The sequence below is a fragment of the Streptomyces sp. CLV115 genome (genome assembly GCF_038448545.1).
In the GTDB taxonomy this organism is placed as follows: domain Bacteria; phylum Actinomycetota; class Actinomycetes; order Streptomycetales; family Streptomycetaceae; genus Streptomyces; species Streptomyces sanglieri.
Map to the genome: position 1 here is coordinate 40,542 of NZ_JBCEWQ010000041.1, position 14,923 is coordinate 55,464.

12 protein-coding genes and 1 pseudogene are annotated in these 14,923 nt (G+C 70.5%); 8 read left to right on the top strand and 5 right to left on the bottom strand.

Annotated features, from left to right (window positions below; translation table 11 throughout):
• The first annotated feature begins 93 nt into the window (after nucleotides 1-93).
• The 3 genes and pseudogenes from AADR41_RS16805 to AADR41_RS16815 all read left to right on the top strand — a co-directional run.
• Nucleotides 94-1,251: a low temperature requirement protein A gene (locus AADR41_RS16805; protein WP_446751059.1), complete on the top strand. Its 1,158-nt coding sequence runs from the start codon at nucleotides 94-96 to the stop codon at nucleotides 1,249-1,251.
• Nucleotides 1,252-1,499: 248 nt separating this feature from the next.
• Nucleotides 1,500-2,618: a P1 family peptidase gene (locus AADR41_RS16810; protein WP_342282220.1), complete on the top strand. Its 1,119-nt coding sequence runs from the start codon at nucleotides 1,500-1,502 to the stop codon at nucleotides 2,616-2,618.
• A gap of 134 nt (nucleotides 2,619-2,752) precedes the next feature.
• Nucleotides 2,753-3,442, top strand: a pseudogene (locus AADR41_RS16815) (DUF6227 family protein); the annotation flags it as partial.
• Here the strand turns inward: AADR41_RS16815 and AADR41_RS16820 are convergent.
• A complete protein-coding gene (locus tag AADR41_RS16820; protein ID WP_342282208.1) occupies nucleotides 3,363-4,955 on the bottom strand; it encodes an MFS transporter in 1,593 nt (530 codons plus the stop codon). The pseudogene AADR41_RS16815 and the gene AADR41_RS16820 sit on opposite strands and share 80 nt — an antisense overlap.
• A 141-nt stretch (nucleotides 4,956-5,096) precedes the next feature.
• Between AADR41_RS16820 and AADR41_RS16825 the strand changes: the two genes are divergently transcribed.
• Nucleotides 5,097-6,059, top strand: coding sequence for a helix-turn-helix transcriptional regulator (locus AADR41_RS16825; protein WP_342282209.1), 963 nt, complete (start codon nucleotides 5,097-5,099; stop codon nucleotides 6,057-6,059).
• A gap of 157 nt (nucleotides 6,060-6,216) precedes the next feature.
• Here the strand turns inward: AADR41_RS16825 and AADR41_RS16830 are convergent, their stop codons facing one another.
• A complete protein-coding gene (locus AADR41_RS16830; protein WP_342282210.1) occupies nucleotides 6,217-7,215 on the bottom strand; it encodes a sigma-70 family RNA polymerase sigma factor in 999 nt (332 codons plus the stop codon).
• A 147-nt stretch (nucleotides 7,216-7,362) separates the two neighbouring features.
• Here AADR41_RS16830 and AADR41_RS16835 point away from each other — a divergent pair, with 147 nt between their 5' ends.
• On the top strand, nucleotides 7,363-7,902 hold the full coding sequence (locus tag AADR41_RS16835; RefSeq protein ID WP_342282211.1) for a GNAT family N-acetyltransferase: 540 nt from the start codon (nucleotides 7,363-7,365) through the stop codon (nucleotides 7,900-7,902).
• A gap of 72 nt (nucleotides 7,903-7,974) precedes the next feature.
• Nucleotides 7,975-9,093 (top strand): questin oxidase family protein, encoded by a 1,119-nt coding sequence (locus AADR41_RS16840; protein ID WP_342282212.1) that lies wholly within the window; start codon nucleotides 7,975-7,977, stop codon nucleotides 9,091-9,093.
• 52 nt (nucleotides 9,094-9,145) lie between these two features.
• Here AADR41_RS16840 and AADR41_RS16845 read toward each other — a convergent pair whose 3' ends face one another.
• Nucleotides 9,146-9,925: a dioxygenase family protein gene (locus AADR41_RS16845; RefSeq protein WP_342282213.1), complete on the bottom strand. Its 780-nt coding sequence runs from the start codon at nucleotides 9,923-9,925 to the stop codon at nucleotides 9,146-9,148.
• A gap of 151 nt (nucleotides 9,926-10,076) precedes the next feature.
• Here AADR41_RS16845 and AADR41_RS16850 point away from each other — a divergent pair, with 151 nt between their 5' ends.
• Nucleotides 10,077-10,589: a MarR family winged helix-turn-helix transcriptional regulator gene (locus AADR41_RS16850; RefSeq protein WP_342282214.1), complete on the top strand. Its 513-nt coding sequence runs from the start codon at nucleotides 10,077-10,079 to the stop codon at nucleotides 10,587-10,589.
• A 259-nt stretch (nucleotides 10,590-10,848) separates the two neighbouring features.
• Here AADR41_RS16850 and AADR41_RS16855 read toward each other — a convergent pair whose 3' ends face one another.
• Nucleotides 10,849-12,381: an MFS transporter gene (locus tag AADR41_RS16855; RefSeq protein ID WP_342282215.1), complete on the bottom strand. Its 1,533-nt coding sequence runs from the start codon at nucleotides 12,379-12,381 to the stop codon at nucleotides 10,849-10,851.
• A gap of 255 nt (nucleotides 12,382-12,636) precedes the next feature.
• Nucleotides 12,637-13,299, bottom strand: coding sequence for a TetR/AcrR family transcriptional regulator (locus AADR41_RS16860; protein WP_342282216.1), 663 nt, complete (start codon nucleotides 13,297-13,299; stop codon nucleotides 12,637-12,639).
• A 296-nt stretch (nucleotides 13,300-13,595) separates the two neighbouring features.
• On the opposite strand from AADR41_RS16860, the gene AADR41_RS16865 reads away from it, so the two are divergent.
• Nucleotides 13,596-14,873 carry a M6 family metalloprotease domain-containing protein gene (locus tag AADR41_RS16865; RefSeq protein WP_342282217.1) on the top strand — a complete coding sequence of 426 codons (1,278 nt, stop codon included), beginning with the start codon at nucleotides 13,596-13,598 and terminating at the stop codon, nucleotides 14,871-14,873.
• Nucleotides 14,874-14,923 lie beyond the last annotated feature (50 nt).

Consider the following 14,923-nt stretch of genomic DNA (forward strand, 5'->3'; position numbering starts at 1 on the left):
TCATGATTTACGGCTCGGCCGGGTGAGCCCGATCGCCCATCCGGGGCATGCCCCGTTCAGCAGGGCCGTTCCCCGTCTGGTGTGCTGGCTCCCATGCCCGTAATGACGGCTCGCAGCCGCACCGAGAAACATCGCGCCTCGACCCCGCTGGAACTCTTCTTCGATCTGTGTTTCGTGGTCGCCGTGGCCCAGGCGGGCGCACGGCTGGTGCACGCCGTCGCCGAAGGCCACACCCTCACCGGGGTAGGCAGCTACGCGGCCGTCTTCTTCGCGATCTGGTGGGCCTGGGTCAACTTCAGCTGGTTCGCCTCGGCCTACGACACCGACGACCCGCTGTACCGCGTCGTCACGCTCGTCCAGATCACCGGTGTGCTCATCCTTGCCGCCGGGGTTCCGCGCGCCTTCGACGCGGGCGACTGGACGGTCGTCGTCCTTGGTTACGTGGTGATGCGGCTCGCGCTGACCAGCCAGTGGCTGCGCGCCGCGAGTTGCACCGAGGGTGCCGAGCGGCGGGTGGCGCTGCGGTACGCCGTCGGGATCATGGTGGTGCAACTGGGCTGGATCGCCATGCTGTTCCTGCCCTCCGACTCGGGCCCGGTCCGTACCGCCGCCTTCGTCGTGCTCGCCCTCGCGGAGATGTCCGTTCCCGCGATCGCCGAGCGCGACCGCTCGACGAGCTGGCATCCGCACCACATCGGCGAGCGGTACGGACTGTTCACGATCATCGTGCTGGGCGAGACGATCGCGGCGGCCACGGTCGCGGTCCAGGAGGCGGTGGACGAGCACGACGCGCTCGGCGAGCTCCTGCCGATCGCCGCGGGCGGGCTGCTGATCGTCTTCTCCGCCTGGTGGATCTATTTCGCCGTACCGATCCATGACTACCTGCGCGGCAGCAGGGAAGCGTTCATCTGGGGATACGGGCACTACCTGATCTTCGGTTCCGCGGCCGCCATCGGCGCGGGCATCGAGGTGGCGGTGGAGCACGCCGTGGGCAAGGCGCATGTCTCGGACACGGTGGCCGCCGCAGTGGTGACCATTCCCTCCGCGCTCTTCCTGCTGACGGTGTGGACGCTGCACGCCCGCCACTTCAAGCGCGACCTCGCGGAGCAACTTGCCCTCCCGGTGGCCGCGCTGGCCATCCTGGCCTGCACGTTCGCCGGCGGGTGGGCGGTGTTCGCGGCCGGTCTGGTCGCCGCGGCCGCCGTGGCCGTGGGGGTGCTGCTCTCCCGGCGTCCCACCCCGGGAGAGTGAGCACGAAGCACGGCCGAAGCCCGGGGAGGGGAAGCGCGAAGGACGGCCGGATCCCCGGCCGGGTGAGCACGACGGACGGCCGGACGCACCCGTGGACGGCCGGGCCGGCGGACGGCGACGGATCAGCACGTGGCACACCCGGTGGCCCGCTGGGTGGCCGCTCGGTGCGGAGCGCGTGGTGAGGAGCACTCGGTGAGGAGCAAGCAGTGACGGAAGAACCCCTGAAGCCCAGGAAGCCCCGGGAGCCCCTGAAGCCGGCAGTCCCTTCCGCCGGACCGCTCGACGCGCTGACCGATGTCGCGGGGCTGCGCGTGGGCCATGCGCAGGTGCCGGGCGAGGGCGCGTTGAGCGGCACCACCGTCGTCCTCGCCCCCGAGGGCGGTGCGGTCGCGGCCGTCGACGTGCGCGGCGGCGGTCCGGGCACCCGGGAGACGGACGCGCTCGATCCGCGCAATCTGGTGCAGCGCATCGACGCCGTCGTCCTGACGGGCGGCAGCGCCTACGGCCTGGACGCGGCGTCCGGGGTGATGGCCTGGCTGGAGGAGCAGGGGCGCGGGGTGCGGGTCGGCCCCGACCCGGCGCAGGTGGTGCCGGTGGTCCCCGCCGCGTGCGTCTTCGACCTGGGACGGGGCGGCGACTGGCGGGCCCGCCCCGACGCCTCGACGGGCCGTGCGGCGGTGGAGGACGCGGCGGCCACAGAGCCGGGGGCGCCGGTCTCCGAGGGAAACGTGGGCGCCGGTACGGGCGCGGTCGCCGGGCAGCTCAAGGGCGGCGTGGGCACGGCGAGCCTGCTGCTGTCCTCCGGGATCACGGTGGCGGCGCTCGTCGTGGTGAACGCGGCGGGCTCGGTGGTCGATCCGCGTACCGGGGTGCTGTACGGGGAGTACGGCGCCGCCGAACCGCCGGTGTACCCGGCGCCCGAGGCAGTCCGTGCGGCGGAGCAACGGCTCGCCGAGGTGCGGGACGCCGACGCGCGGCCCCCGCTCAACACCACGCTCGCCGTCGTAGCGACGGATGCCGACCTCACCCGGGCCCAGGCGCAGAAGCTCGCGGGTACGGCGCACGACGGGCTGGCGCGCGCCGTCCGTCCCGTACATCTGCTCACCGACGGGGACACCGTTTTCGCGCTGGCCACCGGCGAGCGGCCGCTGGATCCGCGGAATCCGATCGCGCTCAACGACCTGCTGGCGGCCGGCCCGGATGTGCTCGCGCGCGCCATCGTGAAGGCCGTCCGCGCAGCTCGGGGCGTCGACGGCCGCCCCGGCGGCGGACGCCACCTCTCGTACGGCGATCTCTACGACATACCGCCGCCCGCCCCACGCCCCTCGGCGGGCAGCGCCCCGGGGCCCGACTCGCCTGCGGGGTAAGGAAGTTCGGACGAACCGCCAGGAACCATCTGCGTGCGCCATACGTTTTCCTGAACCCCGGTCACGATGTCGGACCCAGGGACTACGTTAAGCACGCAGCAAGTAACACGCGGCAACGGCCTGGAGACAGCACCTTGAGCGATCCGTACGAGACAACCGAGCAGCACCTCGAGCGACTCCTGCGACGGGCACTCAACTCTTTCGACCTGCCCGACAGTACGGTCGAGAGACTCGGTACCGCGCTCGCCCACAGCAGTTCCCTGCACTCCTCGCACCACAGTTCCGTACTCCACCGCGAGACCTACCGGCATACGTATCTGCTGTCCGACGGCACCGCCCTCTCCCTCTGGGAGCTGGTGCACGGAGGCCAGCGGAGCGCGGTCGGCCCGCACTCCCGTGTGGAGCCCGATCCCAGGCACCACGAGCTGTACGACGACGAGGCCGATGCCCATGTCGCCGCCGCCAGGCTGACCGGCAGTTTCGGTGAGGTCCCGGTGTTCGGGGACGACGGGCCGCAGGCCGACCTGGAGATACTCACTGTCCTGATGGCGGCTCCCCCGGCCCCGCTACCCCGGATGTACGCCCCGGACAACTCCGCCGACCACGCCCGCCGCGTACTGCGTCGCGCGGAGAACAGCGACAGCCCCGGAGAGGAGACCGCCCGGCTGCTGCGTGCCGCCTTCGCCCACCACATCACCCAGGTCTTCGGCCGGCAGTGCCAGGTGGACGGACGGGACGCCGGATTCACGCTGTACGAGCACGCCTTCCTGCTTCTCGACGGCAGTGAGACGAGCCTGTGGGAGGTCGAGCACACGGCCACGCCGGACGGCCGCCACATGTGCGAGGTCTACGGCGACGAGGACACCGCCCGCGCGGCCGCAGCGGCAGCGCGAACATCACCAGGAAGATCACCGCGAGCACCCCGGCCACCCACCACAGCGAGTGCTGGAACGCCTCTGCGAACGCCGGGCCCACCTGCGGCGGTGCCGGCCGGTCGTCGATCGAGCCGAAGAAGACGACCGCGACCAGCCCGAGGCCGAGCGCGTTGCCCATCTGCTGCACGGTGTTGATCAGCCCGGAGGCCGAACCGGAGTGCTCCTTCGGCACCTCGGAGAGCACCATGTCCGTCAGCGGCGCCACGATCAGGCCCATGCCCACGCCCATGACCACCAGCGGCAGGATCATCTGCCAGGACGTGATGCCCATGCCGTACCGGTCGGACTCCCAGATGTAGATCAGCAGTCCGGCGACCATCAGCGCCGCACCCGCCTGGAGAACCTTGCGGCCGAACCGGGGCACCAGCTTCTGCACGGAGATCCCGGCGGCGAACGAGACCGCGATCGAGAACGGCACACCGGTCGTGCCGGCCCGGAGCGCGCTCCAGCCGAGGCCCATCTGCATGTAGAGCGTCCAGACCAGGAAGAAGATGCCGAGCCCGATGCCGAAGGTCAGCTGCACCGCGATGCCCGCCGCGAAGCTCTTGACCCGGAACAGCGACAGTTCGACCAGCGGCGAGCCGTCCTTGCGCGCCTTCGACTGCTCGAACACCACCAGGGCCAGGAACACCAGCAGGCTGCCGCCCATCGACACATGTCCCCACACCGGCCAGCCCAGCTCGCGCCCACGGGTCAGCGGGTAGATCAGCATCAGCATGCCCAGCGTCACCAGGACGACGCCGATCAGGTCGAGCCGGAGCGCCTTCGGAGCCTTGGACTCGGTGATGAACTTCCGGCCGAGCAGCAGTCCGGCGATACCGACGGGCAGGTTGATCAGGAAGATCGGCCGCCATTCGAGACCGGCGATGTTCCACTCGGTGAGCAGCGCACCCAGCAGCGGACCGGAGACGGCGCCGAGACCGACGATCGCACCGAAGAGGCCGAAGACCTTGCCGCGCTCGTGGGCCGGGAAGGTGGCGTGCACGATCGACAGCACCTGCGGGACCATCAGCGCGGCGGTGCCGCCCTGGAGGATGCGGGAGGCGACCAGCATCTCCGGGTTCACGGCGAAGCCGCAGAGCGCGGAGGCCAGCGTGAAGCCGCCGATGCCGATGAGGAACAGCCGCTTGCGGCCGTAGATGTCACCCAGCCGGCCGCCGGTGATCAGCCCGGCCGCGAAGGCCAGCGCGTAGCCGGCGGTGATCCACTGGATCGAGCTGAACGAGGCGCCGGTGTCCTCCTGGATGCTCGGGATGGCGATGTTGACGATCGTGACGTCGACCAGGTCCATGAAGGCCGCGGTCATGACGATGGCGAGTGCGAACCAGCGTCGCCGGTCCGACGGGTCCGAGGACACCGTGGGCCCGGATGCCGTGGACGACAGAGGTGCGGAAGAAGTCATATGAAGAAACTAAACAGCGATTAGGTCAGGTCATGACCCAATGGATGGGCACCCTGATGAGACGACCGACACCCCGCACGAGCCCACCGGCACCCCACACGTCCAGGCAGTGGACCGGCACCCAGGCAGAAGGCTGAGCCCATGACCGACACCCCGGCACGACTGCTGAATCTGCTGTCGCTCCTCCAGACACCCCGCGAGTGGCCGGGCAGCGAGCTCGCCGAGCGGCTGGACGTCAGCCCGCGCACCATCCGCCGGGACATCGACCGGCTCCGCGAGCTCGGCTATCCGGTCGAGGCCTCGCGCGGCTCCATCGGCGGCTACCGGCTGGTCGCAGGCACCGCGATGCCGCCGCTGCTGCTCGACGACGAGGAGGCGGTGGCCATCGCCGTGGGCCTGCGGGCGGGGGCCGGGCACGCCATCGAGGGGGTGGACGAGGCGTCGGTGCGGGCGCTGGCGAAGCTGGAGCAGGTGCTGCCGTCCCGGCTGCGCCACCGGGTCTCGACGCTGCAGAACGCGACGATGCCGCTGACCCGCGGCGACGGTTCGACCATCGACCCGCGGACGCTGACCGTGATGGCGTCCGCGGTCACCGGCCAGGAGCGGCTGCGGTTCGCGTACCGGGCGGGCGACGGCGCCGAGTCGAAGCGCGAGGCCGAGCCGTACCGGCTGGTGAGCACGGGGTGGCGCTGGTACCTCGTCGCGTACGACCTGGGGCGCGAGGACTGGCGTACGTTCCGGGTCGACCGGGTGAGCGAGCCGTTCGCCACCGGGGCCCGGTTCACCCCGCGTGCGCTGCCCACGGGGGACGCGGCGAAGTTCCTCGCCGGCTCCATCGCCCGCCGGCAGCCGGAGCTGGAGGTCGACGTGAGCTTCGCGGCCCCGGCGGACTTCGTGTCCGCGCGGCTGCCTGCCGCGATCGGCCCGTTGGAGCGGACCGGCGAGAACACCTGCCGGCTGCGGGCGGTGCTCGCGGACTCGCTGGAGTGGGTGGCGCTCCGGCTGGCGCTGGTGGACTGCGACTTCACCGTGCACGGCCCGCCGCAGATGGCGGAGTACCTGAGCGATCTGGGCGCCCGCCTGACCCGCGCGGCGACACCCTGACGACCCCCACGGCAACACCCTGACCTCGGCCGCCTCGGCCACCCCTCCCGACTCCGGGGCAAAAGAATGAGCCCCGGCGCCAGGGGGGGTGGGCGCCGGGACTCAGCTCTGGGAGGTCACGCGAAGCGACCTATTTCGGAGGTTACTGGACGAAGGCTCACGCCGCAGCGTCAAAACCCGTGTCGTGGGCCATTCGCTTCAGTTCCAGCAGTGCGTGCTTCTCGATCTGCCGGATCCGCTCGCGGGTGAGGCCATGCTGCTTGCCCACCTCGGTGAGGGTCCGCTCACGGCCGTCCTCGATGCCGTACCTCATGCGGATGATGGAGGCCGTGCGGTTGTCGAGCTTGCCGATCAGGTCCTCCAGCTCCTCACTGCGCAGCAGCGTCATCACCGACTGCTCGGGCGACACCGCGGAGGTGTCCTCCAGCAGATCGCCGAACTGGGTCTCGCCCTCGTCGTCCACGGACATGTTGAGACTGACCGGGTCGCGCGCCCAGTCCAGCACGTCGCCCACGCGCTCCGGCGTGGAGTCCAGCTCGGCCGCTATCTCCGCGTGCTCCGGCTCACGGCCGTGTTCGCGGTTGAACTCGCGCTGCACCCGGCGGATCCGGCCGAGCTCCTCCACCAGGTGGACGGGGAGCCGGATCGTACGGGACTGGTCGGCTATGGAGCGGGTGATGGCCTGACGGATCCACCACGTCGCGTACGTGGAGAACTTGAAGCCCTTGGCGTAGTCGAACTTCTCGACCGCGCGCACCAGGCCCGCATTGCCCTCCTGGATCAGGTCGAGCAGAGGCAGCCCGGCGCGCGGATAGCGGCGGGCGACGGCAACGACGAGCCGGAGGTTGGAACGGATGAATACGTCCTTGGCGCGCTCGCCGTCGGCGACCAGCGCCTCCAGTTCCTCACGCGTGGCTCCGCCGGCCTTGCTGTCGACCGAGCCGTCGAGTATCTGCCGGGCGTAGACGCCCGCCTCGACGGTCTGCGACAGCTCGACCTCCTTGGCGGCGTCGAGCAGCGGCGTACGCGCGATCTCGTCCAGGTACATGCCGACCAGGTCGCGATCGGCGATCTCCCCGCCCGCGGCGCGAACGCTGCTTGCCCGGCTGGTCCCACCGGTGGTGGACGAACGACGGGCGACGGCACGGGTTGCCATGCGTGCTCCCTTGCTGAGTAGGTCGCGACACCCTTCCGGGTGCCCTGCATCCGATGGAAACAACGACTGGAATCCGGACAGAATTCCCACGCCTGGCATTCATTTTCGCGATCATGCAGTACCCTGTGCCGCCACAAGGGGGTGCGCATGCCGGAGAGCCGGACAGAAGTGCAGGTCAGGCCGGGCATCGAGGGTGATCTGGTGGCACTCACGGACATCTACAACCATTACGTGCGTGAGACCACGGTCACATTCGACACGACCCCCTTCACTCCCCAACAGCGGTTGCCGTGGTTGCGTTCCCACCCTGAAGACGGCCCGCACCGCCTTCTGGTTGCTCAGGATGTCCGGCTTGTCGGCCCCGCCTCGATCCTGGGATACGCCACCAGCAGCGCTTTCCGCCCCAAGGCGGCGTACTCGACCTCGGTCGAGGCGAGCGTGTACTGCGCCCCCCGGGCCACCGGCCGAGGCATCGGCACGCTCCTCTACACGGCCCTGTTCGAGGCGCTCACCGGCGAGGACGTGCACCGCGCGTACGCGGGCGTGACCCGGCCCAACGAGGCCTCCGCCCGGCTGCACGAGCGCTTCGGTTTCCGCCATGTCGGTACGTACGCAGAAGTGGGCCGGAAGTTCGGCACGTACTGGGACGTGGCCTGGTACGAGAAGCGGCTGGGGCCGCAGCCCTAGTCCCACGGCCGGTGCCGATCCGGGTCCGAGGTCCGTTACGCCGTGCGGGCCCCGCGCCTAGCGTGCTCCCGTATGGACGACACGAGGAACACCGCGGACGACGCGAGGAACACGCCGGACGATCTGAAGAACACCGCAGGCGACACGACGAACACCGCGGACGGCACGAGAAGCACCGCGGACGACACCACCGGCACGCTCGACGAGGCGCTGGAGCGCCTCCACGGATCCGGCCCCGAGCGCAACGGCTGGCTGAGCAATCACGGTCCCATGGCCGTCGAGGCGCTGGTCCGGCACGGTCAGGCACCGGCCGTCCACCGCTGGCTCGACCACTACAGCCACAAGCTGGAGGACATGCCGGACACCGCGACCCGGGTGACGGCGGAGAACTGGCGCGAGGCCCTCGGCGACCCGCGCCGGATCGCGGACTGGACGGAGTACTTCGAGCGGGAGACGGCCGAGCGCCCCTGGCGGGACGTCCTCACCGAGTGGTGGCCGCGGCTGCTCCCCGGCATCGCGGCGGGCGCCACCCACCCCGTGATCCGGGTCGGCCACTCCGTACGCACTCTGCTCGCCGGCGAGGCGACGGCGCCCCGGATCACCGAACTCGCCCACGGCCTCGGATACTGGGCCGCCCGCCACCAGCCGCTGCCCGTACTGGCCCCGCTCGCCCCCGCACCCACCGCCGCGGCAGCGCTGGACGCCGTGCCGCCGGTGCCCGAGCAGGACGGCGGCATCCGGGACCGGCTGGCGCAGCTCACCGCGTTCCCGGTGTGGCCGCAGCGGTTCACCGACGACCCGGACGAGGCGCGGGACCGGCTGGCGGAGCTGGTGCGGGCCGCGACCCACCGGTTCGCCACGCACGGGCACGGCGAGCCGATCATGCTGGTGCACGCCGCGACCGCGCCCAACGCCGTACTGCGCATCCTGCCCGCGCTCCCCCGCGCCCTCTGGGTGCCGAGCCTGGGGGCCGCATGGGCGGCGAGCGCCGCGGTCACCGCCGCGTACAGCCCGGCCGAGGCCGCTCCTTGCACACCGGTGACCGCCTCCGCCGACGAGTTGTTCGCGCGGGCGGCGGCGCACGGCGACGATCACACCATCAAGTTCACCGACACCGCGCTGGACGTCGGCGACAGAACGGCCCTCGCCGCCGCACTCCGCTCCATCGAACTGAACCCACCGGCCCTGTAGAACCCACCGGCTCCACAACACTCGCCACCCCGGGACGCGGCCGGTGCCGGGCTCAGCCGAACTGCACCGACCGCTTCGCGAGCCCCATCCAGAACCCGTCGATGACGCTGCGCCCCCGGTCCAGCTCGCCCTCCGAGGCGCCCAGCGTCACGAAGAGCGGTGCGAAGTGCTCGGTGCGCGGGTGGGCCAGCCGGCCGGCCGGGGACTTGTTCTCGAAGTCGAGCAGCGCGTCGATGTCCTGTGCCCGCAGCGCCCGGTCCCCCCAGTCGTCGAACTCCGCCGACCAGCCGGGGGTGCCGCCCGCGTGCCGCAGGGCGGCCAGGTTGTGGGTGAAGAAGCCGCTGCCGACGATCAGGACGCCCTCGTCGCGCAGCGGCGCGAGCTTGCGCCCGATGTCCATGAGCTTCTGCGGGTCCAGCGTCGGCATCGAGATCTGGAGCACGGGAATGTCGGCGCCCGGGAACATCTCCACGAGCGGGACGTACGCCCCGTGGTCGAGCCCGCGGTCCGGGATGTCCTGGACCGGCGTACCGGCGCCGCGCAGCAGCTTGCGTACGTTCTCCGCCAGCTCCGGCGCGCCCGGGGGGGCGTACTGCACCTGGTAGTAGTGCTCGGGGAAGCCCCAGAAGTCGTAGACGAGCGGGACCGTCTCCGTGGCGCCGAGGGCCAGCGGGGCCTCCTCCCAGTGCGCGGAGACCATCAGGATCGCGCGCGGGCGGGGCAGTCCGGCGGACCAGGCCGCCAGTTCGCCGGGCCAGACCGGGTCGTCGGCCAGTGGCGGGGCGCCATGGGAGAGGTAGAGGGCGGGCATGCGCTCCGCGGTGACTGTCATGGCACTCCCCATCCGCTGCTGATCCGGGTAAGTCTTCTACTGGGCCTTCTACAGGCGCCTTTTTGAGAAGGAAGGGTTCTTTAATCTTCAAGCTTCCTTCTTCCGGAGACCTTAGCTCTATCTAGTTCAACTTTCAAGAAAAGGTCGTACAGTGGAGTACATGACCACGGCATCCACCGGCGAGCCGCGCTGGCTCTCCGACGAAGAGCAGAGCGTGTGGCGCGCATACCTCCACGCCACCACGCTCATGGAGGACCACCTCGACCGCCAGTTGCAGCGCGATGCCGGCATGCCGCACATCTATTACGGACTGCTCGTCCAGCTCTCCCAGGCCCCACGCCGCCAGAAGCGGATGACGGAACTGGCCAAGGACGCCAAGATCACCCGATCGCGGCTCTCGCACGCCGTCGCGCGGCTGGAGAAGAGCGGGTGGGTGCGCCGCGAGGACTGCCCGTCCGACAAGCGTGGCCAGAACGCGGTCCTCACCGACGACGGCTTCGAGATGCTGCGCCGGTCCGCACCGGGCCATGTCGACGCCGTACGCCAGGCGATGTTCGACCGGCTCACTCCCGAGCAGGTGCGCTCGCTGGGCGAGATCATGCAGGTCGTCGCCGCCGGTCTGCAGCCGGAGGGCGCGGACGCCGACCTGCCCTGGCTGCGCTGAGCCGCGCCGGCCCTTTGCACCTGCACGCCCGTACGCCCGTACGCCCGCGTGCACCCTCCTATGCACGCCCGCACACGTGCCCGCACGCCTGCATGTACGCGCACATACATGCAGGCACGTGCACGTACGCACCTGAACCGTGACGCGGATGAACCGTGACGCGGATGAACCGTGACGCGGATGAACCGTGACGCGGCTGTGCCCCGGTCCCGCTTCGGCGGGACCGGGACACAGCCATGTCACACGTCGGGCGCGGCCGTCAGTGGGCGACGACCGGGACCTTGAACTCGTCCTCGACCCCGTCGGTCTCACCCGAACCGGAGCCTCCGGTCGCCGGGCCCGTCGAAGGACGGCCGGCGTTGATGAAGGTCACCGCGATCGCGGAGGCCACCACCAGGATGCCGACGGCCCACCAGATGGCACCGGTAAAGCCGTGCACCATCGACTGGAGCTTCAGCAGCTCCGGGTTCCTGGCGCCGAGCGCGGCGTGCGAGGTGGCGTACGCCGTCGCGGCCGACGCGGCGATGGTGTTCAGCAGCGCCGTCCCGATCGCACCGCCCACCTGCTGCGAGGTGTTGACCATCGCGGACGCGACACCCGAGTCCCGGGGCTCGACACCGTGCGTGGCCAGCGACATGGCCGGCATGAACGCCGTACCCATGCCCAGCCCCAGCAGCAGCTGCGCGGGCAGGATGAGACCGACGTAGGAGGAGCCGATCTCCAGCTGCGTCAGCAGCAGCATGCCGACGGCGGCGACCAGGAAGCCGGGGCCCATGAGCTTGCGCGCCGGAACCCGGGTCATCAGCCGGGCACCGATCTGCGTCGAGCCGGTGATCATGCCCGCGATCATCGGGAGGAAGGCGAAGCCGGTCCTGATCGGCGAGTAGCCCTTCACGACCTGGAGGTAGTACGTCAGGAAGAGGAACAGCCCGAACATCGCGATGACGGCCAGACCCAGCGAGAGGTAGACACCACCGCGGTTGCGGTCCAGCAGGACGCGCAGCGGCAGCAGCGGCGACTTGACCTTGGACTCGGTCAGGACGAAGGAGAGCAGCAGCACCGCGGAGGCGACGAACATGCCGATGGTCAGCCCGTCCGACCAGCCCGCGGACTCGGCGCGGGTGAACCCGTACACCAGCGAGACCAGGCCCAGCGCGGACAGGACCACGCCCGGGATGTCGAGCGAGGCGCGGTTGCGGCTGCCGGCCGGCTCACGGATCACGAAGTACGCGCCCGCGGCCGCGACGATCGCGAACGGGATGTTGACGAAGAACGTCCAGCGCCAGTTCAGCGCCTGGGTCAGGAAACCGCCGAGGATCAGCCCGACGGCGCCGCCGCCACCGGCGATCGCACCGTAGATGCCGAACGCCTTGGCGCGCTCCTTGGCGTCGGTGAACATCACGGCGAGCAGCGACAGGGCCGCGGGCGCAAGCAGCGCGCCGAAGACGCCCTGGAGCGCGCGGGAGCCGAAGAGCATCGCCTGGTTCTGCGCCGCGCCGCCGAGCGCGGACGCCAGCGCGAAGCCGATCAGGCCGACGACGAAGGTCCGCTTACGGCCCCAGAGGTCGGCGATCCGGCCTCCGAAGAGAAGCAGCCCGCCGAAGGCGAGGGCGTACGCCGTGATGACCCACTGCTTGTTGGCATCGGATATGTCCAGCGCCGTCTGGGCGTGCGGCAGCGCGATGTTCACGATCGTGGCGTCGAGCACGACCATCAGCTGCGCGAGGGCGATGAACGCCAGCGCTTTCCAGCGGCTGGGGTCCGGGAGTCGGATATCGGCTGTTTTTGGCATGGGGGTATCCACCTAAGGACGCGCACGCGCACGCAGGCACGCGAAGGCGCGAAGAGATTCGTGAACCGGGACGAAACGCCGGTGAAGGACGGACGGAGAACGGACGGACGGTGAACTGACAGAGAGCGAACGGGCAGACGGTGAACAGAAGACGGTGGACGGGCGATCGGTGAGAGGAATGTTCAAGGCGTGGCGGTCGCGGCGGTCGTGACAACCGCGCCGCACGGCCCCCGGCTCAGGAGCCCGGCGCGGATGTCATGGCCGGCGCCGCAGGTCCTCCAAGGTCGCCGCCGTTCCGGGCAGTTCGGACCGGGCCGGGGCCTGCAGTCCGTCCAGGAACAGCTGTAGATGGCGGTGGGTGAACCGGTCGATGTCCAGGCAGCCGGTGCCGGGCAGCGGACGGGTGAGCTGGGAGAGGGCGACGAGTACGTCACCGACGGCGATGTCGGTGCGCAGCCGCCCCGCGGACATGGCGCGCGCCACGAGCCCCTCGACGGCCTCTTCGAGGCGCCGGCGCTCGGCGAGCAGTTCGGGATGGTCCTTGTCGAAGCCGCCGGACAGCATCGGGCACAGCGCCCCGACCCGTTCGTCGGCCGCCGCGTGCACGAAACGGCTGAGCGCGGCGAAGGCGTCGGCCTCCTCGGCCGCCGCCTCTTCGGCGCGGTCGGTGGTCCGGGAGGTGACCGCGAGCACGACCTCGTGCACCAGCGCGGCCCGGTCGGGGAAGTTCCGGTAGAGGGTGGCATTGCCGACGCCGGCGCGCCTGGCGACCTCGTCGAGCGGCACATCGGGCCCGAACTCGACGAACATCTCGCGCGCGGCCGTCACGATCCGCTCCCGGTTGCGCAGCGCATCGGCCCGCGGACGGGGCGCCCGGGGCTGCGTCGCTCCGGTGGCGACTCGGCTGACGGTCTTCACGACGACGGCCTCCTTCTGCTTCCGCTTCTTCCACCACTCCTGCCGTGACGGTCACCGTTGTCCAGGATGCAAGCTTCCCGTAACCGGGGACCGTCTCCCCGTTTCGCGGGGGACACGGATTCAAACGGGGAACGGCTCCCCACTTATTTCCCCATCACGATGTGACCTGCGCCACATCCTGTGCGGGAAAACCAGCCGAACGGCGCACCCAACGAGCGGCACCGCACCACCCGCAACAGGCTGATCCGCAGAGCGCAGTCAGGGCCGGCCGACTGCCGCGGACCCCGAGGCGCTATATGCAAAAGCCCCGCCACCGGATACGCAGCCACCGCCGCCCGATCGCGCTCGCCTCCGCAACAGCCCTGGTCATAGCCGCAATGGCCACGGCCAGCAGCACTCTCCCGATAGCCAGCCGGGCCTCGGCCGGACCGGTGGCCACCCCCCGCTCCGCAGGCATCGCCCCGTGCCGGATACCGGCGGCCATGGGCGTACAGATGTCGGAGGGCATGCCGACCCCGGAGGGCTACGCCCGCTCCACCGGCAAGGTCCGCGCCCTCAACCTGATGATCGACTTCCCCGACGCACCGGGTGCCGGCAAGGCGATGGACCGGTACGCCGAATTCTTCCCGCAGACCACCGACTGGTTCCGGACCGGATCGTACGGCCGCCTCACCTACGTCCCCGACGCCCCGCTGAAGTCCTGGCTGCGGATGCCACTGCCGTTCTCGGAGTACGGGATGGAGCGCGGCTCACCGTACGAACCGGGCTACCGCCACCTCGTCCAGGACATCGTCACCGCCGCCGGTCCGAAGGTGGACTTCGCCGCGTACGACCTGGTCAACATCCTGGTCGCCCCGAACGCCGGCCCCTCGGCCCTGGACACCGTCCTGTCCGTGACCTTCTCCGGCAACGACGACGCCCCGAAGGCGGACGGCGTCCCCCTCGCCAACACGTCCTTCATCTACAGCCGGCAGGACGACGGCTCGGGATCGTTCAAGCAGACCGGCTACCGGGTCCTGCCGCACGAGAACGGCCACGTCTTCGGCCTCCCCGACCTCTACACGATGGAGGGCGGCGGCTCGGTCGGGCACTGGGACATCATGTCCGAGGACTGGGGGGCCAACAACGACCTGCTCGGCTGGCACAAGTGGAAGCTCGGCTGGCTGGACAACAAACAGATCAGCTGCGCCGCACGCTCCGGCACCAGCGACCACGTACTCAACCCGCTGGCCACCAAGGGCGGCACCAAGCTGGCGTTCGTACCGCTGAGCGGCGAGTCCGGCTACGCGGTGGAGGTACGGACCCAGGCAGGCAACGACCAGGCCATCTGCCGGCCGGGCGTACTGATCTACAAGGTGAGCTCGGACATCGACACCGGGCAGGGCCCGGTGTCCGTGGCGGACAGCACCAAGGGCAGCGCCGGCTGCACCCGGCTGCCCAACGTGCACGCCGAACTGTCCGACGCCCCGTTCCGGCCCGGCGAGACCTTCACCGACCGGAGCAACGGGATACGCATATCCGTGGTCGACAAGGACGAGAAGGGAAACTACCGGGTCCGCATAACGCGCCCCTGAACCCCCTGGCGCCCCTGCCCCCCCTCAGCCCGAACCACACACCGCTCCCC